The following is a 23,255-nucleotide window of genomic DNA, read 5'->3' as shown; positions in this document are numbered from 1 at the left end:
TGAACCAACACTCCAGGGGGAGGCCCGATGGGGTGCCGGGCGTCGTGAGCTACACCTACACCTACGGCGGGTCTGCGGTCACCGTCCCCGCCGGACCGGACGGCACGGCGAGCGCGGTCCTGACCCCGCTGACGACCGACACGCAGTACCTCGAGGTGACCAGCACCTTCGCCGACGGCACGGTGTCGGAAACGGCGTACTACTCGTTCTACCCCCGGTCCGCGGCGCCGCCGTTCACCTGTGACGCGAACGGCGGCGCACAGCCGGGCCAGGTGGTCCACTGCACGGTCACGCCGGTGCAACCGGGCCTGGCGTCGTACGGCTACTCCGTCCGGACGTGGAGCACCACCGGACCGGAGGTGGCCGTCCAGCCCGCCGCCGACGGCACGGCGGCCTTCGAGTTCACCGCGCCGGCGGTTCAGGAGCGTGAACTGCTGTCGGTGACGGTCTGGAGCGCCAACGCGGCGGGACAGCGTTCCGACACCTCGTACACCAGCTTCTACGTCACCCCGGATCCGGCGACCCTGCCGCGCGCGGTGCGGGCGAGCTGAATCCGGGTTTGACCTGGAGTGCGCTCCAGCCCCTAGCGTCGATCCCGACGAGATCGCTGGGGGAAAGGAAACCCGACATGACCGACGAGCGTTTCGAACGTGGCCTGAAGACCCTGACCGAGATCGACGGCGAGGGTGGGCAGCGTGTCCTCGACAACCTCGCCGACGTCTCGCCCGCGTTGGCTGAGGCTGTCGTTTCCTGGGGGTTCGGGGAGATCTACTCGCGGCCGGGGCTGGCGCCGCGGGATCGGCAGCTCGTCACGCTCGGCATGCTGACCGCGCTCGGCGGGTGCGAGCCGCAGCTGGACGTGCACGTCAACGCGGCGCTCAACGTCGGGCTGACGCCGGCCGAGATCGTCGAGGCGCTGCTGCACTCCGCCGTCTACTGTGGATTTCCGAAGGCGTTGAACGCGACCTTCGTGGCCAAGAAGGTCTTCGGCGAGCGCGGGCTGCTGCCGGTGGCCGGGGAGTAGGGGTGGGCTCGTGCGGGTGATCCTGTTCGGCGCGACCGGCATGGTCGGGCAAGGCGTGCTGCGCGAATGCCTGCTGGACGAGCGGGTCGAGGCGGTGCTGACCGTGGGCCGGGCCCCGGCCGGCACCACCCACCCGAAGCTCACCGAGAAGGTCGAGAAGGACCTCTTCGCCCTCGAGCCGATCACCGGCTACGACACGTGCTTCTTCTGCCTCGGCCTGTCGTCGGTCGGCGTGGCGGCCGAGGAGTACGAGCGGATCACCTACCAGCTCACCCTTTCGGTCGCGCGGACGCTGCCGGCGGACACCACGTTCGTGTACGTCTCGGGCGCGAGCACCGACAGCACCGAACGCGGCCGGGTGCGCTGGGCCCGCGTCAAGGGCGCGACCGAGAACGCGCTGGCCAAGCTGCCGCTGCGGACGTTCTTCTTCCGCCCCGGCTACATCCAGCCGCGGCACGGGATCACGTCGAAGACCCCGCTGTACCGGACGATCTACCGCGTGGCGGCGCCGCTGTACCCGGTGCTGAGCCGGCTGGCGCCGCGGGTGGTGACGACCACCGAGGACATCGGCCGCGCGATGCTGGAGGTCGCGGCACACGGCTACGAGCGGCAGATCCTGGAGAACCCCGACATCAACGCGGCCGCCGGACGCGCGAGCTGAGCCGTCACCGGCCCCGCGCGACCAGCCCCGCGAGCAGGTTCGCCAGCCCCTCGGCCAGCGCCGTCGTGAAGAGCTCCCCGGCCGGCGGGCCGCCCAGCTCGGCGGTCACCGCCGCGACGGCGTCGGTCGGGTTGGCGTAGGGCCACAGGCCCGACACCACCACGACCACCGCCCCGGCGAAGTGCGCCGCGCCCTCGGCCGTCAGCTCGGGGACCCGCTTCCGGACCAGCTCGCCGAGCCGCTCGGTGTTCGCGGCCGCGCGGCGCTTGAAGCCGCGGGCGAACTCGAGCGAGATGTTGCGTTCCAGGACCGACCCCATCGAGCTGATCAGGTCGCACAGCAGCGGACGCCCAGCCAGCGACGACGCGAGCGTCCCGGCGAGACGTTCTTCGCGGGCGAAGCCGGGTTCGTCCGGGCCGGGGTCGGCGAGGGTCGCTTCCAGGTCGTCGAGCCAGTCCGTCCAGGCGGCGTCGAGGACCTCGAGGAAGATCGCCTCACGGCTGTCGAAGTAGCGCAGGACGTTGGACTTCGCGAGCCCGACCCGGCAGCTGAGCTCCCGCAGGCTGATCTCTGCGACCGGCCGCTCGGCGAGCAGCTCGCGCGCGGCGGCGAGGATCGCGGTGCGGCGCGCCTCGATCTGCTCGGGCCGCCGGGCGCGCTGGAATCCGCCGCTCATGGGGCCGAGGTTACCGTCCGGGCGGGCCGCGCTGAACGATCGTTCAACTAGAATCGGGGCCATGGCCACCCGGGACCCCGCCGCGAAGCGCCGTCAGCTGCTCGAAGCCGCGCTGGCGGAGTTCGCCGCGCACGGCATCGCCGGCGCCCGGATGGACCGGATCGCGACACGCGCGAAGTGCAGCGCGGGCCTCGTCTACACCTACTTCGGCAGCAAGGACGACCTGTTCGACGCGGTTTTCGACACGATCGTCGAGCGCACCCTCGCCGAGACGCCGATCACCGCCGACGACCTGCCCGGGTACGCCGGCCGGCTGTTCGACAACTACGTGGCCTACCCCGAGGTGACGCGGATCTCCGCCTGGTACCGCCTCGAGCGCGCCGGCACGGGCCGCACGATCCAGGCGATCGCGGACTCGGCCAAGGGCAAGGTCGAGGCCGTCCGCGCGGCCCAGAAGGCCGGCACGGTCTCGGACCGCTTCGAGCCGGAACAGCTGCTGATGATGGTGCTGACGCTGGCGGCGATGTGGTCGGCTCAGACGGTCGAGATGATCGCCACGGCCCCCGACGACGAGGCCTACCGCCGTGCGACGGTCACCGAAGCGGTCCGCAAGCTGATCAGCTGACCCCGCGTCAGAGCGGCACTTTCACGTGAAAGTGCCGGTCCTGATCAGCTGACCGCCTTCTCCTCCCGGCGGGACTTCACCCGGCGGTAGCTCCAGATCAGCAGCGCGAACAGGATCACCGACGACAGGATCAGGCTCGATCCGGTGCTCCAGCCGCTGAACGGCAGCGACTTCACCGTGCCCCAGACGATGCCCGCCGCCAGCAGGGCGAGCCCGGCCAGCACCGAGCCGGCGATCCGCAGGGGTGACGAGACGCTCTCCTCGGCCGCCTTCATCGCGCGGTCCCGGACCGGGTCGACGTACCGCTCCAGCTTCGGGAACTCCGACGCGAGCAGCAGCAGCCCGGCGAGCACCAGCAGCAGGCCGGGCCCCGGCAGGACCAGCAGCAGCACGCCGACCACCAGCAGGATCCCGCCCGCCACCGTGATCATGACGCGCTTGGCCTGTTTACCGATCCCCACTCGGCCACTCCCCTCGTTCCGTCCGATTCTTCCCGGTTGTGCCGTCGCGTGCCACTCGCGAGTACCCGGATCCGCGCGGCCGACACCACCAACGCGCAGAGCGTGGCCGCCGCGAGCCAGGTCACGACGCCCGGCCAGACGTAGAGGAGCTGCCCGAACGTGCCCCGCCGGCCGGCGAACACGAAGCTCATCAGCTGCGGCAGCAGCGCCAGGACCACCGCCGGCAGCAGGCTCGGCAGCAGCCGGAGCCCGGCCCGCCACCACGACGTCCGCCGCGCCGCCCACCGCCGCGCGTGGCGGACGCCGAGCACGGCGAGCACCACCGAGAGCAGGATCAGCCCGGCGAGCACCCGGTCCGCGACGACGCCCGCGGGCAGCGCGAGCTCCGGCGTCCCGCCCTGCACGAGCGTCGCGAGGCCCTGCGCCAGCGAATCGGCGTCGTTGTCCAGGGACAGCCCGGTGGTGGCGAGCACCGTGACGCCGTAGCCGCCGGGCAGCAGGATCTGGGCGGCGGTATGGCCGAACCACTCGCCGTTGTGGGACAGCTGCCCCGGCCGGTAGGCACCCCAGCCGAACGCGTAGTCGTGCCCGGGCGCCGGGGTGTGCGCGAGCGCGGCCGACGCCGGCGAGAGCACGCCGCCGCCGTCCCGCTGCGCGATCAGCCACCGCGTCAGATCGGTCGCGGTGCTCAGCACGCCGTGGCTGCCGCCGGTGAACCAGTCCGGCTCACCGACCGGGACGGCGAAGCCGAACGCCCGCACGTACCCCGGCGAGAGGCCGGCCGGCGGACTGTCCACAGTGGAGCTGGAGGTCATGCCGAGCGGCGCGAACAGCCGCGTCCGCAGGTAGTCGGCGAACGGCTGACCGGCCACGACCTCGACGATCCGGGCGGCCACCTCGTAGTTCGGGTTGTGGTAGTGGAACTTCGCGCCCGGCTCGTCGGCCAGGCCCGCGTCCCGCAGCCGGGAGACGGCTTCGGCGAGGGTGTGCGGCTGCGGCAGCGTCAGGTCGGGGAACGCCGAGTCGGCCATCCCGGACGTCTGGTCGAGCAGCATCCGCACGGTGATCCGGGCGCCGCGCGGGTCGGCGAGCCGGAACTCCGGCAGGTAGCGCGTGACCGGCTCGTCGAGCCCGATGCGGCCGGCGTCGACGAGCCGGAGCACGGCGAACGCCGTCATCGACTTGCTGAGCGACGCGATCGGCAGCCGGGTCGACGCGGTGATCGGCGCGCCCGCCGCGTCGTGGCCGTAGCCGGCGACGCGCACGACGTCGGCGCCGTGCGTGACGGCGACCGCGGCGCCGGGCAGGCCGGTGTGGTCGAGGTAGGCGCGGACGTAATCGTCGATGCCCTCCCGGGCGGGAGCGGCCGAAGCCGGGGTCGCCAGCAGGAAGAAGAACGCGCCGAGCAGCGCGAAAAGCCTGGTCATAGCGCAAAAGTAGGCAGCGGACCCTCCCGGCGTCGGCTGCCGGACGGCGCGAGCCACCCCCTACTTTCGGCACTTCCTTGACGACGGCTCCGCGAGTTCTTATAGTCAACACATCGGTTGATAAACAGATTGGTTGATAAAGATGGCGGTTGACGACGAGGCGCTGGATCGGGCGTTCACCGCACTCGGCGACCCCGTGCGCCGCGCGCTGATCGCCCGGCTCTCCCGCGGCGAGGCGACGGTCAACGAACTGGCCGAGCCCTTCGCGATCACCAAGCAGGCGATCTCCAGGCACCTGCAGGTGCTGGAGCACGCCGGGCTGATCAGCCGCGGCCGCGACGGCCAGCGGCGGCCGTGCCGGCTCGTCCCGGCCGCCCTCGAAGAGCTGACGAGCTGGATCGACACCTACCGGCTGGCCACCGAACGCAGTTACCGGCGGCTCGACGCCGTCCTGGAAACGTTGGAGGAAAACGGATGAGCACCACCATCACCGCCCAGCCCGGCACCCCGTTCATCGTCGTCACCCGCGAGGTCGCGGCGGCACCGGAGAAGGTGCTGCGGGCCTACACCGACCCGGACCTGATCGTGCGCTGGCTGGGCCCGCACGGCATGGAGATGGAACTGCTGGAGCTGGACGCGCGGTCCGGCGGCGGTTACCACTACGTCCACCGCGACGAACGCGGCGAGTACCGCTTCCGCGGCGTCTACCACACGGTGAGCGCCGGGAAGATCATCCAGACCTTCGAGTTCGAGGGCGCGCCCGGTGACGTCTGCCTCGAGACGATCACCTTCACCGGCCTCGGCGACGGTCGTACCCGGATCGACGGCCACTCGGTGTTCCCGTCGGTCGAAGCCCGCGACGCGGCCGTCGAAAGCGGCATGGAGGCCGGCATCACCGACTCGTACGAACGCCTCGACACGCTGCTCGAGAAGGACGCCTGAGATGACCGTCGCGGCGAGCTTCTGCATGTCGCTGGACGGGTTCGTCGCGCGGCCCGACAACTCCGTCGGGCCGCTGTTCGACTGGTACTCAGCCGGCGACGTCGAGGTGCCGATGGTCGGCTACCCGATGACGTTCCGCGTCGCCGAGGCGAGCGCGGGCTACCTCCGGCGGCAGCTGGCGCAGGCCGAGCACAGCGCGTTCGTGTGCGGCCGCACGGTGTTCGACCACACGCACGGCTGGGGCGGCCGCCCGCCCGGCGGCGGCACGGCGTTCGTCGTCACGCACCGCCCACCGCCCGCGGACTGGCCGGCGGAGAACCTCGCGCCGTTCACGTTCTGCCCGGACGTCGAGACCGCGATCGAGCGGGCGAAGGCCGCGGGTGACGGCAACGTCGGCGTTTCCGGCCCGGCCATCGCCCAGCAGTGCCTCACCTTCGGCCTGCTGGACGAGCTGGCGATCGACCTCGTGCCGGTGTTCCTCGGCGAGGGCGTGCGCTACTTCGAGAACCTCGGCCCCGGCGGAGCCGAGCTGGACCGGGTCGAGGTCGTCGAGGGCGAAGGCGTCACCCACCTGCGTTACCGGGTGCACTACCGGTCCTGAGTGGACGCCAGCAGCTGGTCGAAGGGCACGAAGGACGGCGTCTCGGGCACGACCGGGCGGCCCGCGGCGAGGGTCGCCAGCTCGGCGCCCGCCCGCTCGATCCGCCGTTGCAGCGCGCCTTCACCACTGCCCCAGTCCGACGACGCCGCGTAGACGCCCGTCGCGACCGGGTCCGCCTTCAGGTACCCGAACAGCGGCCGCAGCTGGTAGTCGAGCACCAGCGAGTGCCGCTCGGTGCCGCCGGTCGCGCCGAGCAGGACCGGCTTGCCCACCAGCGACTCCGCGTCCAGGACGTCGAAGAACGACTTGAACAGGCCGCTGTAGCCGGCGGTGAACACCGGCGTGACGGCGATCAGCGCGTCCGCCCCGGTGACCGTCTCGATCGCCTGGCGCAGATCCGGGCTCGGGAAGCCGGTGAGCAGGTTCTTCGTGACGTCCAGCGCGATGTCGCGCAGCTCCACGACGTTCACCTCGACCGGCGACCCGGCCGCGACCCCGTTGATGGTCGCCGCAGCCAGCCGGTCGGCCAGCAACCGGGTCGACGACGGCACCGACAGGCCGGCCGTCACCACCGCGAGCTTCACGCCTGGCTCCCGACGAGCGCCGCGTCCTTCGAGGCCTTCAGGGATTCGTGCGTCGGCGCGTCCGGCACGTGCGCCGGGCGCATCGCGTCGAGTTCCTTGCGCAGTACCGGGACCACGTGCTCACCGAGCAGGTCGAGCTGCTCGAGGACGACCTTCAGCGGCAGGCCGGCGTGGTCCATCAGGAACAGCTGGCGCTGGTAGTCGCCGAAGTGCTCGCGGAAGGTCAGCGTCTTGTCGATGACTTCTTGGGGGCTGCCGACGGTCAGCGGCGTCTGGTCGGTGAACTCCTCCAGCGTCGGGCCGTGCCCGTACACCGGGGCGTTGTCGAAGTACGGCCGGAACTCGGTCCACGCGTCCTGCGACTTCGGCCGGATGAACGCCTGACCGCCGAGCCCGACGATGGCCTGGTCCGCGCTCCCGTGGCCGTAGTGCTCGAAGCGCTGGCGGTAGAAGGCGATGAGCTGCTGGAAGTGCTCCTTCGGCCAGAAGATGTGGTTCGCGAAGAAGCCGTCACCGTAGTAGGCGGCCTGCTCGGCGATCTCCGGGCTGCGGATGGAGCCGTGCCAGACGAACGGCGGGACGTCGTCGAGCGGGCGCGGCGTGGCGGTGAAGCCCTGCAGCGGCGTGCGGAACTCGCCCTCCCAGTCGACGACGTCCTCGCGCCAGAGCCGGCGCAGCAGCGCGTACTTCTCGATGGCCAGCGGGATGCCCTGGCGGATATCCTCGCCGAACCACGGGTAGACCGGGCCGGTGTTGCCGCGGCCCATCATCAGGTCGACGCGGCCGTCGGCGAGGTGCTGCAGCATCGCGAAGTCCTCGGCGATCTTCACCGGGTCGTTCGTGGTGATCAGCGTCGTCGACGTCGAGAGGATCAGCTTCGACGTCTGCGCGGCGATGTGGCCGAGCATCGTCGTGGGCGAAGAGGGCACGAAGGGCGGGTTGTGGTGCTCACCCGTCGCGAAGACGTCGAGACCGACTTCTTCGGCCTTGAGCGCGATGCGGACCATCGCCTTGATCCGCTCGTGCTCGGTCGGCGTGGTGCCGGTCGTGGGGTCCGTCGTGACGTCGCCCACCGTGAAGATTCCGAACTGCATGACCTGCTCCCTTTCCGAAGGCGCGTACCCATCTTACATGCGCGTTCAACTACTTCCAAGCAAGAGATATTCCGCCCCGTCGGCGTCCGAGGGGCACCAGCTAAGGTCAGAGGCATGGACGCGGAGTTCGCTCGGCTGGGTTTGGCAGAACGTTCGGTACGACTTCTCACCGGCCGCGACATCTGGGCCTCGATCACCCCACTGCTCAGCCCACGCCGGAACCTGGTGGCCGCCTTCGGTCACGTCGGTCCCGGCGCGGCCGCCCTGCTGCCGTTGCAGCCGGGCGACACGCTGATCACGGACGCGGGCCTGGATTCGGTGCTCGCCGGCACGACGAGCCCGCACGCCCTGCTGCACTGGGTGAAGGCCGGCGTGGCCGTGCACTCGCTGCGCGGGCTGAACGCGAAGCTGGTGATCGCCGAGGACGACCCGGCGTTCGTGGTGGTCGGCTCGGCCGACGTCACCGCCGCCGGCCCGCGGCAGCTGTTCGAGGCGGTCACGCTCTCGACGGAGAAGCACACCGTCGAGGAGGCTCAGGAGGCCTGGCTCGAATGGGCCGACCTGGCCGGGCCCTCGCTCACCGCCGGTGACCTGGAGCCGCTCCTGGAGCAGTACGGCGCCGGGAAGCTGGTCACCCCGCCGCGTCCGGCGACGCCGGCCCGCACGCCCGCGGCCCGGCCGGTCGTCACGACCCGGCAGGTGACGCCGGTCCGCCCGGCCGCCGCCACTCCCCCGCCGTCCCCGGTCCGCCCGGCCTCGCCGGTCACGCCGGTCCGCCCGGCACCGCCCGCTCCGTCGCCGGTGCGCCCGGCGGTGGCCGACACGCCGGCCCCGGCCGAACCGTCGGACGCCACACCCGTCGAAACCCCCGCGGTCACCGCCGGATCCCCGGAACCGGTTGCGGCTCCGGCCGAAACCGAACCGGCCGAAGCCACCGACGTCCCCCGGCCGTCCTGGCCGCGCCCGGCCGAGCTGTACCTGGTGAGCATCGTCGAAGGCGGCGAACCGTCGGCCGAGGCCGAGTACCGCCTGGAGGAGCTGGCCCGCGAGCACACCCACCCCGGCGACGACGGCGAGGCGCCGTTCCGCGTCGAGCTGTTCTGGGCGGACGACGGCCAGGGCCAGGACCCGCCGCGCACGCTGCGCGCCGGCGTGCACGTGATCCGCGTCTACAGCCAGAAGCAGGGCCGGGCGCTGGTCGGGTCGCGGATCGAGGCCCCCGGCCTCGTGCTGCACGCCTACATCGACGAGTACGCCTACCCGCGCCGCACCTACTGCTACATCCTGACGCGCGAGACGGTGTCGCGGCCGGCGTTCGGGGACCTGCGGAAGGGGCTCGCCACCATCGGCGAGAAGCCGAACTTCCGGAACAGCTTCCAGGTCCCGCGGAAGATCGAAGCGGTGCTCAGCCTGTGGCCCGACCTCGGTTTCGACCCCCGCTAGGGGGCGGTTCACGCCACACCGGGGGACGGACGCGCGGAAGTTGTCGGAGCAGGCGGATATCCTGCAGTACGGTGCAGGCCGAGTCCGCACCTCACTGAACCTTCGCGAGCCACGATCCGGGAGAACGACCCTGTGACTGCCGAGACCTTGTACGGGGCCGATGACCTGACGCATCTCGAGGGTCTCGAAGCCGTCCGCAAACGCCCCGGGATGTACATCGGCTCCACCGACAGCCGTGGTATCAACCACCTCTTTTCCGAGGTGGTGGACAACTCCACGGACGAAGGTGTCGCCGGGTACGCGACGAAGATCGTCGTCACCCTGCACGCCGACAGCAGCGTCCAGGTGGACGACGACGGCCGGGGCATCCCCACCGGCACGCACGCCAAGTCCGGTTTGTCCGGCGTCGAACTGGTCCTGACCCGGCTGCACGCCGGCGGCAAGTTCGGCGGCTCGGGCTACAAGACCTCCGGCGGACTGCACGGCGTCGGCGCGTCGGCGGTCAACGCGCTGTCGCACCGCTTCGACGTCACCGTGAAGCAGGACGGCAAGGTCCACCAGATGTCGTTCAAGCACGGCGTCCCCGGCACCTTCGACGCGCCCGGCCCGAAGGCGAAGTTCACCCGCCGCTCCGGGCTGAACCTCGTCGGCAAGATGAAGCGCGGCGAGCGCGGCGGCACCTCGATCCGCTACTGGTACGACTCGCGGTACTTCGAGTCCGGCGCGGCGCTCGACGTCGAGGGCGTGCGGGCCAAGATGCGCAACACCGCGTTCCTCGTCCCTGGCGTCACGTACGTGCTGCGCACCGCCATCGAGGACACGATCAACGAGGAGACCTTCCACTTCCCGCACGGGCTGGTGGACATGGTCGACTTCCTCAGCCCGGCGGGCGAGAAGCCGGTCTGCGGCACGCTGCTGATCACCGGCGAGGGCACCTACAAGGAGAACGCGGCGGACGCGGCGGGCGTCATGCAGTCCAATGTGGAGCGCCGCGCCGAGATCGAGGTGGCGCTGCGCTGGGGCACCGGCTACGAGCGCACGGTGGAGTGCTTCACCAACACGATCCGCAACGTGCACGGCGGCACGCACCGCCGTGGCTTCGACCGCGCGATGGCGAAGGCGCTGCAGGACGCCATCTCCAAGACCCGCGGGCTGCTCAAGCCCAAGGAGGACATGCCGACCATCGAGGACGTCCTCGAGGGCATGACCGCGGTGATCCACGTCCGGCTGCCGGAGCCGCAGTTCACGTCGCAGACCAAGGACGAGCTGTCCACCGCCGGCGCCACCCGCGTCATCCAGGGCATCGTCGACAAGCACGTCAAGGCCTGGACCGAGGACCGCAAGACCAAGTCCGAGGCGAAGGTCGTGCTGCAGAAGGTGGTCGACGCCTCCCGCGTCCGGCTCACCCAGAAGCAGCAGAAGGACGCCGCCCGGCGCAAGACCGCGCTGGAGGGCGCGGCGATGCCGCCGAAGCTGGTCGACTGCCGCACCACCGGCGTCTCCCGCAGCGAGCTGTTCCTGGTCGAGGGCGACAGCGCGCTCGGGTCGGCGCGGATGGCGCGCGTCTCGGAGTACCAGGCGCTGCTGCCGCTGCGGGGCAAGATCCTCAACGTCCAGAAGGCCTCGCTCGGCGACACGCTGAAGAACGCCGAGATCGCGTCGATCGTGCAGGTACTGGGCGCGGGCACCGGCCGCACGTTCGACCTGACGACCATGCGCTACGGCCGCGTCATCCTGATGGCGGACGCGGACGTCGACGGCTCGCACATCCGGACCCTGCTGATCACCCTGTTCGCCAAGTACATGCGCCCGGTGATCGAGGACGGCCGGCTGTACGCCGCGATGCCGCCGTTGCACAAGCTCGTCACCAAGGGCCGCAACCCGGAGACGCACTTCACCTTCACCCAGCAGGAGATGGAGTCGAAGTTCGCCCAGCTGGAGCGGGCGGGCAAGAGCATCGTCACGCCGGTCCCGCGGTTCAAGGGCCTCGGCGAGATGGACGCCGACGAGCTGTGGGACACCACGATGAACCCGTCCACCCGCTCGGTCCGCCGCATCACCATGGACGACGCCGACGCCGCCGAGGGCGCGCTGGAACTGCTGATGGGCGAGAAGGTCGAGCCCCGGCGCAACTGGCTGGTCGCCTCCTCGGACCGGATCGACCGCGACGCCATCGACGCTTGATATTTTCGTAGCTACCAAGGAGTTCTGCCGTGGCACGCCGCAAGGGCCCCACCACCAAGGTCGATCCCAGCGCGTTCGACTCCGCCGGTGCGAACGTCTTCGACAACTCGCTGAAGACGGAGATCGAAGACTCCTACCTGGAGTACGCGTATTCGGTCATCCACTCACGCGCCCTCCCGGACGCGCGAGACGGCCTGAAGCCGGTGCACCGCCGGATCCTGTTTTCCATGCACGAGCAGGGTTACCGGCCCACGCACGCGTATGTGAAGTCGTCCCGCGTCGTCGGTGACTGCTTCGTCCGCGGCGCGCTGGTGTCGACCCCGGGCGGATTGCGGCCGATCGAGGAGATCGAGATCGGCGACCGGGTTCTCGACAGCCGGGGCCGTGCGGTTCCCGTCACCGAGGTCTACGAGAACCCGGCGTCCGACCTCGTGCGTATCACGTGGTCGAACGGGCACACGATGCTCGTGACGCCGGGCCAGCGGTTCCGGACCGTGGCCGAAGACTCGACGCTGACCTGGACGGACGCCCGCGACCTCACCGGGCGGCTGACCGTCGCCTTCGGCAGTGCTCGCCGGGAAAAGCAGCCGACGGGCGGCGATCGTTACGCCTACCTCCTCGGCTTGATCACCGCCGAGGGCTTCGCGGTCGACCGGAACCGCGACGCGGACGGCCGGGTCCGGATCCACATGTGCGACGTCGAGCCACTCGACGCGGTGCACGACTGGGCGGTGACCAACGGCCTCGGCGTATCCCGGGGAACCCGCGTGGCAGCGAAGCCGGGCTGGCGCGACCAGCACATCCTGACCTTCTCCCGCCACGATGGGCTGCTCGCCGCAGGGAGTCCGCGCAGCGATGAGAAGGCCGTTCCGGCGGAGGTTCTCGCGGACCGCTCGGCCTGGGCGCCCTTCCTCGCGGGCATCTTCGACGGCGACGGTTACATCCGCAAGAACCACCGCGAGATCGTCTACGTCAGCACGAGCGAAGCCCTCGTCCGGCAGGTCTACGCGATGCTCGCGGATCTCGGCGTGCACGGTCACCACTGGACCAACCCGAAGGCCGACGGCCACAAGACCCTGCTGGGTCTGTCCGTCACCGGATCCGACGCCGCGGCACTGGCCCGCATCCTGTCGCCGTGGATCAAGATCGGCTACAAGAAGAGCGCGCTGGAAAACCTCACGGAAATCGCCTACGGCTACGGCGGCAAGCAGGGCAACGACCGGTTGCCCGCCAAGGCGGTCATGGCCGAGTTCTCGGCGGCCCACGCCGGCGGCGGCTGGTTCCGCGACACGACCGGGACCGCGTTCCGGGCCTCGTTGTCCGCGGTGAGCGGGGCCAAGGTCCGGTACGGCAAGGACAGGCACGGCACCGCGCTGGCCGACCGCACCTTCCCGCTCGCCCGCGCCCACCAGGACGGCTGGATCGACAAGCTGCGGCGGATCGGCTCCCCGCTCGCCGAGCGGCTCGACGCGCTGAAGGGGTTCTCGTTCCTCGAAGTCGTTTCGGTCGAACCGGTCGCGGCGGACGTCACCTACGACATCCAGGTCGGCACCGACGAGCACGAATTCACGGCCGAGGGTTTCGTCGTCCACAACTGCATGGGCAAGTACCACCCGCACGGTGACACCGCGATCTACGACGCGATGGTCCGCCTCGCGCAGGACTTCTCCCTGAACGCGCCGCTGATCGACGGGCACGGAAACTTCGGTAGCCCAGACGATGGACCGGCTGCTTCGCGTTATACCGAAGCACGCATGTCGCCCGAGGCCATGCAGCTCGTCGGGGAGCTCGGCGAGGACACCGTCGACTTCCGGCCCAACTACGACGGTTCGCTCGAAGAGCCGACCGTGCTGCCCGCGGCGTTCCCGAACCTGCTGGTCAACGGCACGTCCGGGATCGCGGTCGGGATGGCGACCAACATGATCCCGCACAACCTCGGCGAGGTCGTCGCCGCGGCGCGGTGGCTGATCACGCACCCGACGGCGACGCTCGACAAGCTGATGGAGTTCGTCCCCGGCCCCGACCTGCCCACCGGCGGCAAGCTGCTCGGCCTCGACGAGGTGCGCCGCGCGTACGAGACCGGCCGCGGTGTCGTCCGGATGCGCGCGAACGTCGAGACCGGGCCCCTCGAAGGCAGCCGCGGGCGGCAGGCGATCACCGTCACCGAACTGCCCTACGGCGTCGGCCCGGAGAAGGTGATCGAGAAGATCACCGACGAGGTCAACAAGTCCAAGCGGCTCACCGGCATCGCCGACGTCAAGGACCTCACCGACCGCGAGAACGGCACCCGGCTGGTCATCGAGTGCAAGGTCGGCGTCAACCCGCAGGCCCTGCTGGCCGACCTCTACCGGCTCACGCCGCTGGAGCAGTCGTTCGGCATCAACAACCTCGTCCTCGTCGACGGCCAGCCGCAGACCCTCGGGCTCAAGGAGCTGCTGGAGGTCTTCCTCCGGCACCGCTACGAGGTCGTGACGCGGCGCACGAAGTACCGGCGCCGCAAGCGTGAAGAGCGGCTGCACCTGGTCGACGGCCTGCTGATCGCCCTGCTCAACATCGACAAGGTGATCAAGCTCATCCGCGAGAGCGACAACGCGCAGGCCGCGAAAGACGGCCTGATGTCGCGCTTCAAGCTCTCCGAGATCCAGGCGACGTACATCCTCGACACCCCGCTGCGCCGGCTGACCAAGTACGACCGCATCGAGCTGGAGTCCGAGCAGGAGCGGCTGCGCGAGGAGATCGCGGAGCTGACGAAGATCCTCGACGACGAGTCCGTGCTGAAGAAGCTCGTCTCGTCGGAGCTGGCGAAGATCGCGAAGGACTTCCCGACCGAGCGCCGCACCGCCCTGATCGACGGCGACCTGAAGGAGGTCCTGGCCGCGTCGAAGCCGTCCGGGCCGCTGGAGGTCGAGGACGACCCGTGCCAGGTGATCCTGTCGGCGACCGGCCTGGTCGCGCGCACGGCGGCGGAGTCCGAGGAGTCGACGGAGACCCGCCGGCGCAACGGCCGTGTGAAGCACGACGCCGTCGCGGCGGTGGTCCACACGACCGCGCGCGGCCAGGTGCTGCTGGTGACGAGCCGCGGCCGGGCGTTCAAGACGGACGTCCTGCCGTTGCCGGTGCTGCCGGAGCAAGCGGGCACGGTCTCCCTGCGCGGCGGCATGGCGGCTCGCGAGCTGGTCCCGCTAGAGAAGGGCGAGACGGTCGTGGGCATCGCGCCGCTGGGCGAGCAGGCGGCGGGCTCACCGGGCCTGGCGCTGGGCACGCGCGCGGGCGTCGTGAAGGTGTGTTCGCCGGAGTGGCCGGTCCGCTCGGACGAGTTCGAAGTGATCAGCCTGAAGGACGGCGACGAGGTCGTCGGCGCGACGTGGCTCCGCGACGGCACGGAGATGCTGGCGTTCCTGACGTCGGAGGCCTCGTTGCTGAAGTACGCGGCGTCGCTGGTCCGCCCCCAGGGCCTGAAGGGCGGCGGCATGGCGGGCATCAACGTCGGCGCGGGCGCGGCGGTGTTCTTCGGAGCGCTCCGCACGGACGACGACGAGCACGGCGAGCCGATGGTGATCACGGCGACGGGCGTGAGCGTCAAGGTCACGCCGTTCAGCGAGTACCCGGCCAAGGGCCGAGCCACGGGCGGCGTCAGGGCCCAGCGGTTCTTGAAGGGCGAGACAGAGCTGAGGGTGGCCTGGATCGGCCCGCGTCCCGCGGGTTCGGCCCGCAACGGCGACCCGGTGGAGCTACCGGAGGTGGACGTCCGCCGCGACGGCTCGGGCCACGCGCACCCGGGCCCGGACGTAGTGGGCCACCTCATCGAGCGCGACTGACGGTCGTGAGTGGTAATTCGGGTTAGAACCCGAATTACCACTCACGACCTCGCTAGGCCAGCAGGGCTTTCGCGATGTGGGTCACCTGGATTTCGTTGCTTCCCGCGTAGATCATCAGCGACTTCGCGTCCCGGGCCAGTTGCTCCACCCGGTACTCCGCCATGTACCCGTTGCCGCCGAACAGCTGGACCGCCTCCATCGCCACCTCCGTCGCGGCTTCCGATGAGTACAGCTTCATCGCCGACGCCTCCGCCAGCGATGGGCGCTTGCCCGCCCGCAGCTTGGCCACCGTCTGGAACACCATGTTCTGGACGTTCAGCCGCGCCACCTCCATCTTCGCCAGCTTGAGCTGGATCAGCTGGAAGCGGCCGATCTCCTGCCCCCACAACCGACGCGACTTGGCGTACGAAATGCACAGCCGCTGGCATTCGTTGATGATGCCCAGCGACAACGCCGCCACGCCGACGCGCTCCGCCGCGAAACTCTCCCGCGCGCCCTCGGAACCGGACGACGACAGCAGCCGATCGGGGCCGAGGCGGACGTCGTCGAAGAACAGCTCGCCCGTGGGGGACGACATCATGCCCATCTTCTTGAACGCCTTGCCCTGCACGAACCCCGGCATGCCGCGGTCCAGCACGAAGGCGAGCACCGGCCGGTCCCGCGGCGACGAGCCGTCGTCCAGTTTCGCGTAGACCACGACGACGTCGGCGTGCGGGCCGTTCGTGATGAACGTCTTCTGGCCGTTCAGGACGTACTCGTCGCCGTCGAGCCGCACGGACGTCCGCATGCCGCCGAACGCGTCCGAACCCGAGTCCGGCTCGGTGATCGCCCACGCGCCGATCTTCTCGAACGTCGCCAAGCCCGGCAGCCAAAGCTCTTTTTGCTCCTGAGATCCCTTCGACAGGATCGTCGCGGCCGTCAGGCCCAGCGACACGCCCAGCGACGCCACGATCCCCAGGCTCACCCCGGCCAGCTCGCTGATCGCGATCAGCGCCAGCGTCTCCTGGCCACCCATAGAGGAAGAGGAACCCGAAGACGGCGACAAGATCCGCGAGACCGCCTCCGAAGCCATGACATCCAGCCCGAAGGCGGCAAACAGCTTCCGGATGATGTCGTACGGCGGCAGCTGACCACTCTCGAGCGCGTCCAGCTGAGGACGGATCTCCTTCGCGATGAACTCGCGGATCGAGTCGCGGACCAGCAGGTCCGTCTCGGACCACTCGATCACGGCAGCCTCGCCGCGATGTCGTCGATCCCCCACGGGCCTTCGGTCTCGATCACCTTGACGTCGTGCCAGCCCGCCAGTTCCGAGATCGCGCCGCCCTGGACCGCGAACACCTTGCCCGTCAAAGCGCATTTCTCAGTAGCCAGATAGGCCACCAGCGGCGAGATGTTCGCGGGCGAGAACGCGTCGAACTCGCCTTCGGAGACCGGTGCCGCGAAGATCGCGCCCATCCCCGGTGTCGCCAGCGTCAGCCGCGTCCGGGCGATCGGGGCGATGGCGTTGACGCGCACGCCGTAGCGCTCCAGCTCGGCCGCCGCCACCAGCGTCATCGCCGCGATGCCCGCCTTCGCCGCGCCGTAGTTGACCTGGCCCGCGTTCGGCAGCGTCACCCCGGACGCCGACGCCGTGTTGACCACCGCCGCCGCGACCGGCGTACCCGCCTTCGACTGCGCTTTCCAGTACGCCGCCGCGTGGTGCAGCACCGCCGCGTGGCCCTTGAGGTGCACCGCGATGACGTCGTCCCACTGCTGCTCGGTGATCCCGGCGACGAACGCGTCGCGCAGGATGCCCGCGTTGTTCACCACGACGTCGAGCCGGCCGAACTCCGCGACCGCCTGCTCGACCAGCTCCGAAGCGCCCGCCCACGACGTCACGCTGGACGTGTTGGCCACCGCCTCCCCGCCCAGCGCGCAGATCTCCGCGACGACGTCGGACGCGGGCCCGGTGGAAGCGCCACTCCCGTCGTTGTCACCGCCGAGGTCGTTGACGACCACCCGCGCGCCTTCGCGGGCGAACAGCAGCGCGTGCTCCCGTCCGATCCCGCGGCCCGCGCCGGTGATCAGCGCGACGCGCCCGTCGAGTGCACCCATCAGTGGTCTCCGATCTCGGCGAAGCCGTCCTTGACGACGACCTTGTCCCCTACGGTGGTCTCGAAGGCGTAAGCACCAGGACCCGCCGCCCAGATCGACGTCGAGAGGTCCTGCCCGGGCAGCACCGGCGACGCGAACCGCACGGCCAGCCGCCGCAGTCTGTCCACATCGGACCCGGCCACCTCGGTCAGCACCGCCCACGACGTGAACGCCATGGTGCAGAGCCCGTGCGCGATGATCCCCGGCAATCCCGCGGCCCGGGCGACGTCCTCGTCGAGGTGGATCGGCATCGGGTCGCCGGCGGCCGGGCCGTAGCGGAACGTCTGGTCGTCGTCGACGTGCTGGCTGACCTTCGCCACCGGCGGCTGCGAGCGCAACGAGTCGTCGAAGCGGTGCGAAGGCCCCAGTGAACCTTCCTTCGAACCGGTGTCGAAGCCGCGGACGAAGAACGTCACGTACTGCTCGTTCACCAGTTCGCCGGAAACGGAACGGCACTCGAGGTAGACCGTCGCGCGCGTCCCCTTCGGCAGCCCCTCGTAGCCGGTCATCTTGGCCCGCGACACCAGCGCGTCACCGGGCCGGATCGGGCGGTGGAAACGGAAGTCCTGCTCGCCGTGCAGCACCTTGCCGAACAACGACGTCGGCACGACTTCGAGGGCCGGTTCCAGCAGCGATTGGAACACCGGCACGATCGCGAACACCGGGCTCGCGACGTCGCCCGCGCGGTGCGCGGGGATCGGATCGTTGGTCGCCAAGGCGTATTCGACGAGCCGCTCGCGCGTGACGTCGAAGGAGACGGGGTCGGTCCACTTGTCCAGCCCGGTGGCGTCGAACTTCATGCGACCAGGGCCTTGAACTTGCCGAGGGACTCGTCGAGGTTCTTCTTGCCGTCCTTCTCGACGGCCTTGCCGAGCGCGCCGACGATCATCTGGCCGGTGAACTCGGCGTCGATCGAAGCCACCGAGCCCGAGCCGGCCGCCGCGACCGACAGCGAGAACCGGATCTTCACCCCGGCCATCCCGGTCCCGGAGATGACCAGCCGGTGCGGCGCCTCGTAAGCGTCGACGGTCCAGGTGATCGTGTTCGCCATGCCGAGCATCGTGACGACCTCGGACACCTGGGCGCCCTGCGCGAACTCGGCGGGGACGTCGCCCTTCCACTTGGTGTGGATGGTCAGCCACTTCTCGAAGTTGTTCGGGTTCGAGAACTCCGCCCACGCCTTGTCCGGCGTGGCGGGCAGTTCGACGGACGCGGTGATCTGACCCATGTCTCTCCTAAGCTCGCTGGTAGGCGGTGACGACGGCGGCGCCACCGAGTCCGATGTTGTGCTGCAGTGCGGCTTGCACGCCGTCGACCTGCCGGTTGCCGGCGTCGCCGCGTAGCTGCCAGGTCAGTTCGGCGCACTGGGCGAGGCCGGTCGCGCCGAGCGGGTGGCCCTTGGAGATCAGCCCGCCGGACGGGTTGACCACCCACTTGCCGCCGTACGTCGTGGCCCCCGCGTCGACGAGCGTTCCGCCTTCGCCCTCTTCACAGAGCCCGAGTGCTTCGTACGTCAGGAGTTCGTTGGCGGAGAAGCAGTCGTGCAGCTCGATGACCTGGAAGTCGGCGGGTCCGAGCCCGGCCTGGTCGTACACCTTCAACGCGGCTTGGCGGGTCATGTCGTAGCCGACGATGTTCTTCGCGCTGCCGTCGAAGGTGCTGCGGAAGTCGGTGGTCATGGCCTGCCCGACGATCTCGACGGCCCGCTCGGCCAGGCCGTTCGTCTCGACGAAGGCCTCGCTCGCGAGGATCGCCGCGCCGGAGCCGTCGGACGTCGGCGAGCACTGCAGCTTGGTCAGCGGGTCGTAGATCATCCGGGACGCGAGGACGTCGTCGAGCGAGTAGACGTCCTGGAACTGCGCGTACGGGTTGTTCACCGAGTGCCGGTGGTTCTTTTCGCCGATCTTCGCGAAGTGCTCGGCCGTGGTGCCGTACGCCTTCATGTGCTCGCGGCCGGCGGCGCCGAACATCCACGGCGCAGGTGGGAACAGCACCTCGGAGATCTCGGCGAGCGCCTGCATGTGGTTGCCCATCGGCTGTTCGCGGTCGTCGAAGGTCGACCCGAGCGAGCCGGGTTTCATCTTCTCGAAGCCCAGCGCCAGCACGCAGTCCGCGCGGCCGCCGCGGATCGCCTCCGCGGCCAGGTACAGCGCGGTCGAGCCGGTGGAGCAGTTGTTGTTGACGTTGAGCACCGGGATCCCGGTCATCCCCAGCTCGTAGACGGCACGCTGCCCGGACGTCGACTCGCCGTAGACGTAGCCGACGTAGGCCTGCTCGACGGCGTCGTACCCGAGCCCGGCGTCCGCCAGCGCGTTGGTCCCGGACTCCTTCGCCATCTGCGGGTAGTCCCAGTTCTCACGCCGGCCCGGCTTCTCGAACTTCGTCATCCCGACGCCGACGACGTACACCTTGTTCGCCATGCAACAAACATACAGACCGGCATGTATTTATCAAGACCGGAAGACGCATCTTTCCTAGCGAAAGCTCCAGCTTTTGGGGCTGAAGTGACAGGTGGGGTCAGCTCAGCGGAGCCAACGGACCCGGGTAGCGGACCGGGTCGAGGCAGCTGCCCAGGCCGTCGACGACCGAGCAGAAGCCCGGCGGCCGGACCGGCGTGTAGCCCGCCGGGACGCCGTGGTCCGCGATCAGCTGCCGGTACGTCGTGACCGCGTCCGTCGGACGCCGGGTCAGCGACGGATCGGTGGCGGCGTCCACTGTGTACAGACCGAAGCGGGGCTGGTAGCTGCCCCACTCGTAGTTGTCGGTGAGGCTCCAGTAGTTGTAGCCGATCACGTTCATGCCGTCGGCCTTCGCGCGCTGCACCCAGTAGATGTGGTCGCGCAGGTGGTCCGAGCGCGTGTAGCCGTCCGGCCGCGCGTTGCCGTTGTCGGTCGGCATGCCGTTCTCGACGACGTAGAGCGGCAGCCCCGGGAACTTCCGCGCGTAGTACCGCAGCGCGTAGTAGATCCCGTCCGGCTGCGGCGTCACCTTCCAGAACTCGCCGCTCGCCGCGTGGATCGCGCTGAGGTTGTCGAGGCTCGCGCCGTAGTAGTAGTCCAGGCCGGCGAAGTCGAGCTTGTCGCGCACCTGGTCGAGGAACGACGCGTCCAGCACGCCCTGCACCGCCGGGACGTACGCCGTGTTGCTGGAGACGAGCGCGCCCGGGTCGAGCTGGTGGATCAGGTCGTACGCGGCGCGGTGGACGCGCACCAGCCGGGCCTGCGCCCACGGCAGCTTCCACCCGGCGAGCCCGCCGTTGGCGGTCTCGTTCTGCAGGTAGACGGTCGGCTCGTTGATCGTGATCCACAGCGCGCCGAGGCCCTTGCAGCGATCGACGACGCGGCGGGCGTTGACGAGCCAGGCGTCGACCGTGCGGTCGCTGTCCCAGCCGCCCTGGTCGGCGACCCAGCCGGGGTAGACCCAGTGGTCGAGGGTGATCATCGGCCGCATCCCGGCGTCGAGGACGTGCCGGACGACGTCGTCGTAGTACGCCAGCTCGGCCTGGTCGACCTGGCCGGGCCGCGGTTCGATCCGGGCCCACTCGACGCTGAAGCGGAACACGTTCACGCCCAGCTGCTTCGCGCGGTCGATGTCCGCGACGTAGTTGTGCCGGAAGTCGACGGACTCGCGGTAGGGCTCCTTGATCGACGACGTCTTCGCCTGTTCGTAGCGGCGCCAGTTGCTGTCGGGCGCCGCACCTTCCGCCTGATAACCCGAGGTCGCGACGCCCCAGAAGAACGGCTGGGTGACGGCCACCGCGGGGGACACCCCCGCGACGAGACCCGCGAGCACCGCCAGGACCACGAGGACCGCACTGCGCCGCATCGCTCCCCCATTCATGAAGGAGCTTCATGTTAGCGGTGCGGTGACTCGCCGCACATCCACCGAAGGACGGAAGACAATCGAGGTAAAGCAAGGCTAACCTCACTTCGATCTTCACCGAGCAGAAGGACGTCATGACCGCCGAAGCACCCACGCTGACCAGGACCGTTCCGCCGCGACGCGCGGTCCGGCGCTGGTACCGGCGCAAGCCCGTGCGGCGCGCGCTCGTCGTCACGCACCGGTGGACGTCGCTCGTGCTCGGCCTGCTGCTGGTCCTCGAGACCACCTCCGGCGTCATCCTGCTCTACCGCGCCGAGTACTTCCGGGCCACGCACGGCGACTTCTACGCGCACACCGGCAGCGCGCACCCGCTCGGCCTGCAGCAGGCGCGGGACCTCGTCAAGCAGGCCCACCCGGAGTTCGCCGCGGCCTGGGTCAGCGACGACGGCGGCATCATCGCCGTCGGCGACACCGACTACACCACCGCCTACGCCGTCGACCCCGGCAGCGGGCGGATCACCGGGCCGCAGAAGCTCGACGACGGCGTCATGGGCTGGCTGACGAACCTGCACGACTGCGCGTTCACCTGCAAGGACGACCCGGGGTACGTGTCGTGGCTGGCCGCGCCGGTGCCGTCGATCGGCTTCGACTGGCCGGCCGGGACGAACTGGGGGCTGCTGCTCCTGGTCGTGCTCGGGCTGCTGATGATCCTGCTGGCGATCACCGGGATCGTCGTCTGGTGGCCGGGTTTCAAGAAGTTCTCGCACGGCTTCCGCGTCCGGCTCGGCAAGGGCCGCTTCGCGCGCGACTACGACCTGCACAACGTGATCGGCCTCGTGTCAGTGCCGTTCGTGCTGATGTGGGGCGTCACCGGCGCCGCGTTCTACCTGCCGCCGGTGGAAAACGCATGGCTCGCGATCACCGGCGGCTCGACGCCGGACGAGGCGAAGTACAGCTTCACGGCGAACCCCGCCGCGCCCGGCACCCCGGAGATCGGCATCGACCAGGCGTCTTCGGCCGCTTTGGCCGCGTCCCCCGGCACCGTCCGCTACCTCGTCCCGCCGTCCGAAGGCACCGACTACTACTCGGTGTCGATCGCGGATGACGGCTACCAGCCCTACGGCGCCCGCGCGTTCTTCGGCGGCGACCGCACGGTGTACGTCGACAGCCACGACGCCACCCACGTGTCCTCTGTGGACGCGGCGCCCGAGCCGGCGGCGAACCGCTTCTACAGCAAGGTGTTCGAGGCCGCGCACTTCGGCTGGCTCGTCGACGGCTGGTGGCGGCTCGTCTGGGTCGTCCTCGGTCTGGCGCCCTTGGCGCTGATGCTCACAGGCATCTCGACGTGGCTCTTCCGCCTCGGCACGAAACGCCGTCGCCGCAAAGCGCGCCGGGCGTGATCGAGCCCCTGGCCTTCGCCACGACGGCGCTCTGCCTGCTCGCCGGCCTGACGGCCCTGGTCGTGAGCGCGGCGGGCCGCTACCGCTGGCCACCCTGGCGCCCGCTCGCTGTCCTGATCGAACTGGCCCTGCTCGCGCAAGCGATCGCAGGCCTGGCGTCCCCTCACCACCCAGCGGAACCGGGCACACACGTGGCCTACCTACTCACCTCACTGGCGGTGCTCCCCGCGGCCCTCGCGTGGGGCGCCCGCGACGACACGCGCTCGGCAGGCGTGCTCCTCGCCGTCGCGCTGCTCACCCTGGCCGTCCTGGTGATCCGCCTCCAGACGACCTGGCGCTGAAAGCCGTGAAGGACTCCTT

The 23,255-nt window shown here is 70.1% G+C and carries 23 protein-coding genes; 12 read left to right on the top strand and 11 right to left on the bottom strand.

Going from position 1 to position 23,255, the window contains the following annotated elements; genetic code table 11:
* Positions 1–32 precede the first annotated feature (32 nt).
* The 3 genes from OG439_RS45405 to OG439_RS45395 all read left to right on the top strand — a co-directional run bounded on the left by OG439_RS45405 (position 33) and on the right by OG439_RS45395 (position 1,685).
* Positions 33–551 (top strand): hypothetical protein, encoded by a 519-nt coding sequence (locus tag OG439_RS45405; RefSeq protein ID WP_326946512.1) that lies wholly within the window; start codon positions 33–35, stop codon positions 549–551.
* Positions 552–628: 77 nt separating this feature from the next.
* Positions 629–1,024, top strand: a complete 396-nt coding sequence (locus OG439_RS45400) for a carboxymuconolactone decarboxylase family protein (RefSeq protein ID WP_326946511.1) — start codon at positions 629–631, stop codon at positions 1,022–1,024.
* A 10-nt stretch (positions 1,025–1,034) separates the two neighbouring features.
* Positions 1,035–1,685, top strand: coding sequence for an epimerase (locus tag OG439_RS45395; protein WP_326946510.1), 651 nt, complete (start codon positions 1,035–1,037; stop codon positions 1,683–1,685).
* Positions 1,686–1,689: 4 nt separating this feature from the next.
* On the opposite strand, the gene OG439_RS45390 is transcribed toward OG439_RS45395, so the two are convergent.
* On the bottom strand, positions 1,690–2,361 hold the full coding sequence (locus OG439_RS45390; protein WP_326946509.1) for a TetR/AcrR family transcriptional regulator: 672 nt from the start codon (positions 2,359–2,361) through the stop codon (positions 1,690–1,692).
* A gap of 61 nt (positions 2,362–2,422) precedes the next feature.
* Between OG439_RS45390 and OG439_RS45385 the strand changes: the two genes are divergently transcribed.
* Positions 2,423–2,986: a TetR family transcriptional regulator gene (locus tag OG439_RS45385; RefSeq protein ID WP_326946508.1), complete on the top strand. Its 564-nt coding sequence runs from the start codon at positions 2,423–2,425 to the stop codon at positions 2,984–2,986.
* A gap of 44 nt (positions 2,987–3,030) precedes the next feature.
* Here the strand turns inward: OG439_RS45385 and OG439_RS45380 are convergent, their stop codons facing one another.
* Positions 3,031–3,447, bottom strand: coding sequence for a PGPGW domain-containing protein (locus OG439_RS45380; RefSeq protein ID WP_326946507.1), 417 nt, complete (start codon positions 3,445–3,447; stop codon positions 3,031–3,033).
* Positions 3,414–4,874, bottom strand: a complete 1,461-nt coding sequence (locus OG439_RS45375) for a serine hydrolase domain-containing protein (RefSeq protein WP_326946506.1) — start codon at positions 4,872–4,874, stop codon at positions 3,414–3,416. The genes OG439_RS45380 and OG439_RS45375 overlap by 34 nt, the downstream gene beginning before the upstream one ends.
* A gap of 142 nt (positions 4,875–5,016) precedes the next feature.
* Between OG439_RS45375 and OG439_RS45370 the strand changes: the two genes are divergently transcribed.
* From OG439_RS45370 to OG439_RS45360, 3 genes are read left to right on the top strand one after another with little or no spacing between them, the layout of a single operon-like run.
* The gene (locus OG439_RS45370; protein ID WP_326946505.1) at positions 5,017–5,352 is read left to right on the top strand and encodes an ArsR/SmtB family transcription factor; all 336 of its coding nucleotides are present in this window, start codon (positions 5,017–5,019) and stop codon (positions 5,350–5,352) included.
* Positions 5,349–5,816 carry an SRPBCC family protein gene (locus tag OG439_RS45365; RefSeq protein ID WP_326946504.1) on the top strand — a complete coding sequence of 156 codons (468 nt, stop codon included), beginning with the start codon at positions 5,349–5,351 and terminating at the stop codon, positions 5,814–5,816. Before OG439_RS45370 ends, OG439_RS45365 begins: the two co-directional genes overlap by 4 nt.
* A 1-nt stretch (position 5,817) precedes the next feature.
* On the top strand, positions 5,818–6,417 hold the full coding sequence (locus OG439_RS45360) for a dihydrofolate reductase family protein (RefSeq protein WP_326946503.1): 600 nt from the start codon (positions 5,818–5,820) through the stop codon (positions 6,415–6,417).
* Here OG439_RS45360 and OG439_RS45355 read toward each other — a convergent pair.
* Together OG439_RS45355 and OG439_RS45350 are read right to left on the bottom strand one after the other, a co-directional pair.
* Positions 6,405–7,001 (bottom strand): FMN reductase, encoded by a 597-nt coding sequence (locus OG439_RS45355; RefSeq protein ID WP_326946502.1) that lies wholly within the window; start codon positions 6,999–7,001, stop codon positions 6,405–6,407. The two genes, OG439_RS45360 and OG439_RS45355, sit on opposite strands and share 13 nt — an antisense overlap.
* Positions 6,998–8,095, bottom strand: a complete 1,098-nt coding sequence (locus OG439_RS45350; protein ID WP_326946501.1) for an LLM class flavin-dependent oxidoreductase — start codon at positions 8,093–8,095, stop codon at positions 6,998–7,000. Before OG439_RS45350 ends, OG439_RS45355 begins: the two co-directional genes overlap by 4 nt.
* Positions 8,096–8,209: 114 nt before the next feature.
* Between OG439_RS45350 and OG439_RS45345 the strand changes: the two genes are divergently transcribed.
* The 3 genes from OG439_RS45345 to OG439_RS45335 all read left to right on the top strand — a co-directional run bounded on the left by OG439_RS45345 (position 8,210) and on the right by OG439_RS45335 (position 15,540).
* Positions 8,210–9,538: a hypothetical protein gene (locus OG439_RS45345; RefSeq protein WP_326946500.1), complete on the top strand. Its 1,329-nt coding sequence runs from the start codon at positions 8,210–8,212 to the stop codon at positions 9,536–9,538.
* Between the two features lie 132 nt (positions 9,539–9,670).
* A complete protein-coding gene (locus OG439_RS45340; protein ID WP_326946499.1) occupies positions 9,671–11,722 on the top strand; it encodes a DNA gyrase/topoisomerase IV subunit B in 2,052 nt (683 codons plus the stop codon).
* A gap of 29 nt (positions 11,723–11,751) precedes the next feature.
* Entirely contained in the window at positions 11,752–15,540 is a 3,789-nt protein-coding gene (locus OG439_RS45335; protein WP_326946498.1) for a DNA topoisomerase (ATP-hydrolyzing), read from the top strand.
* 52 nt (positions 15,541–15,592) lie between these two features.
* On the opposite strand, the gene OG439_RS45330 is transcribed toward OG439_RS45335, so the two are convergent.
* The 6 genes from OG439_RS45330 to OG439_RS45305 form a co-directional block, all read right to left on the bottom strand.
* Positions 15,593–16,768, bottom strand: a complete 1,176-nt coding sequence (locus OG439_RS45330; RefSeq protein ID WP_326946497.1) for an acyl-CoA dehydrogenase family protein — start codon at positions 16,766–16,768, stop codon at positions 15,593–15,595.
* Positions 16,765–17,634 carry an SDR family oxidoreductase gene (locus OG439_RS45325; protein WP_326946496.1) on the bottom strand — a complete coding sequence of 290 codons (870 nt, stop codon included), beginning with the start codon at positions 17,632–17,634 and terminating at the stop codon, positions 16,765–16,767. The genes OG439_RS45330 and OG439_RS45325 overlap by 4 nt, the downstream gene beginning before the upstream one ends.
* Complete coding sequence (locus OG439_RS45320; RefSeq protein ID WP_326946495.1) at positions 17,634–18,473, bottom strand: MaoC/PaaZ C-terminal domain-containing protein; 840 nt, start codon at positions 18,471–18,473, stop codon at positions 17,634–17,636. The genes OG439_RS45325 and OG439_RS45320 overlap by 1 nt, the downstream gene beginning before the upstream one ends.
* A complete protein-coding gene (locus OG439_RS45315; protein ID WP_326946494.1) occupies positions 18,470–18,901 on the bottom strand; it encodes a type II toxin-antitoxin system Rv0910 family toxin in 432 nt (143 codons plus the stop codon). Before OG439_RS45315 ends, OG439_RS45320 begins: the two co-directional genes overlap by 4 nt.
* A gap of 7 nt (positions 18,902–18,908) precedes the next feature.
* Positions 18,909–20,093 (bottom strand): lipid-transfer protein, encoded by a 1,185-nt coding sequence (locus tag OG439_RS45310; RefSeq protein ID WP_326946493.1) that lies wholly within the window; start codon positions 20,091–20,093, stop codon positions 18,909–18,911.
* Between the two features lie 97 nt (positions 20,094–20,190).
* Complete coding sequence (locus OG439_RS45305) at positions 20,191–21,498, bottom strand: family 1 glycosylhydrolase (protein WP_326946492.1); 1,308 nt, start codon at positions 21,496–21,498, stop codon at positions 20,191–20,193.
* A 131-nt stretch (positions 21,499–21,629) separates the two neighbouring features.
* Between OG439_RS45305 and OG439_RS45300 the strand changes: the two genes are divergently transcribed.
* Both OG439_RS45300 and OG439_RS45295 read left to right on the top strand, forming a co-directional pair.
* The gene (locus tag OG439_RS45300) at positions 21,630–22,895 is read left to right on the top strand and encodes a PepSY-associated TM helix domain-containing protein (protein ID WP_326946491.1); all 1,266 of its coding nucleotides are present in this window, start codon (positions 21,630–21,632) and stop codon (positions 22,893–22,895) included.
* Positions 22,892–23,236 carry a hypothetical protein gene (locus OG439_RS45295; RefSeq protein ID WP_326946490.1) on the top strand — a complete coding sequence of 115 codons (345 nt, stop codon included), beginning with the start codon at positions 22,892–22,894 and terminating at the stop codon, positions 23,234–23,236. The genes OG439_RS45300 and OG439_RS45295 overlap by 4 nt, the downstream gene beginning before the upstream one ends.
* Positions 23,237–23,255: the final 19 nt, after the last annotated feature.

This window comes from Amycolatopsis sp. NBC_01307 (assembly GCF_035975215.1).
Classification (GTDB): Bacteria; Actinomycetota; Actinomycetes; order Mycobacteriales; family Pseudonocardiaceae; genus Amycolatopsis.
The sequence above is the reverse complement of the archived record's forward strand: the minus strand, read 5'-3'. Positions and strand labels throughout refer to the sequence as shown.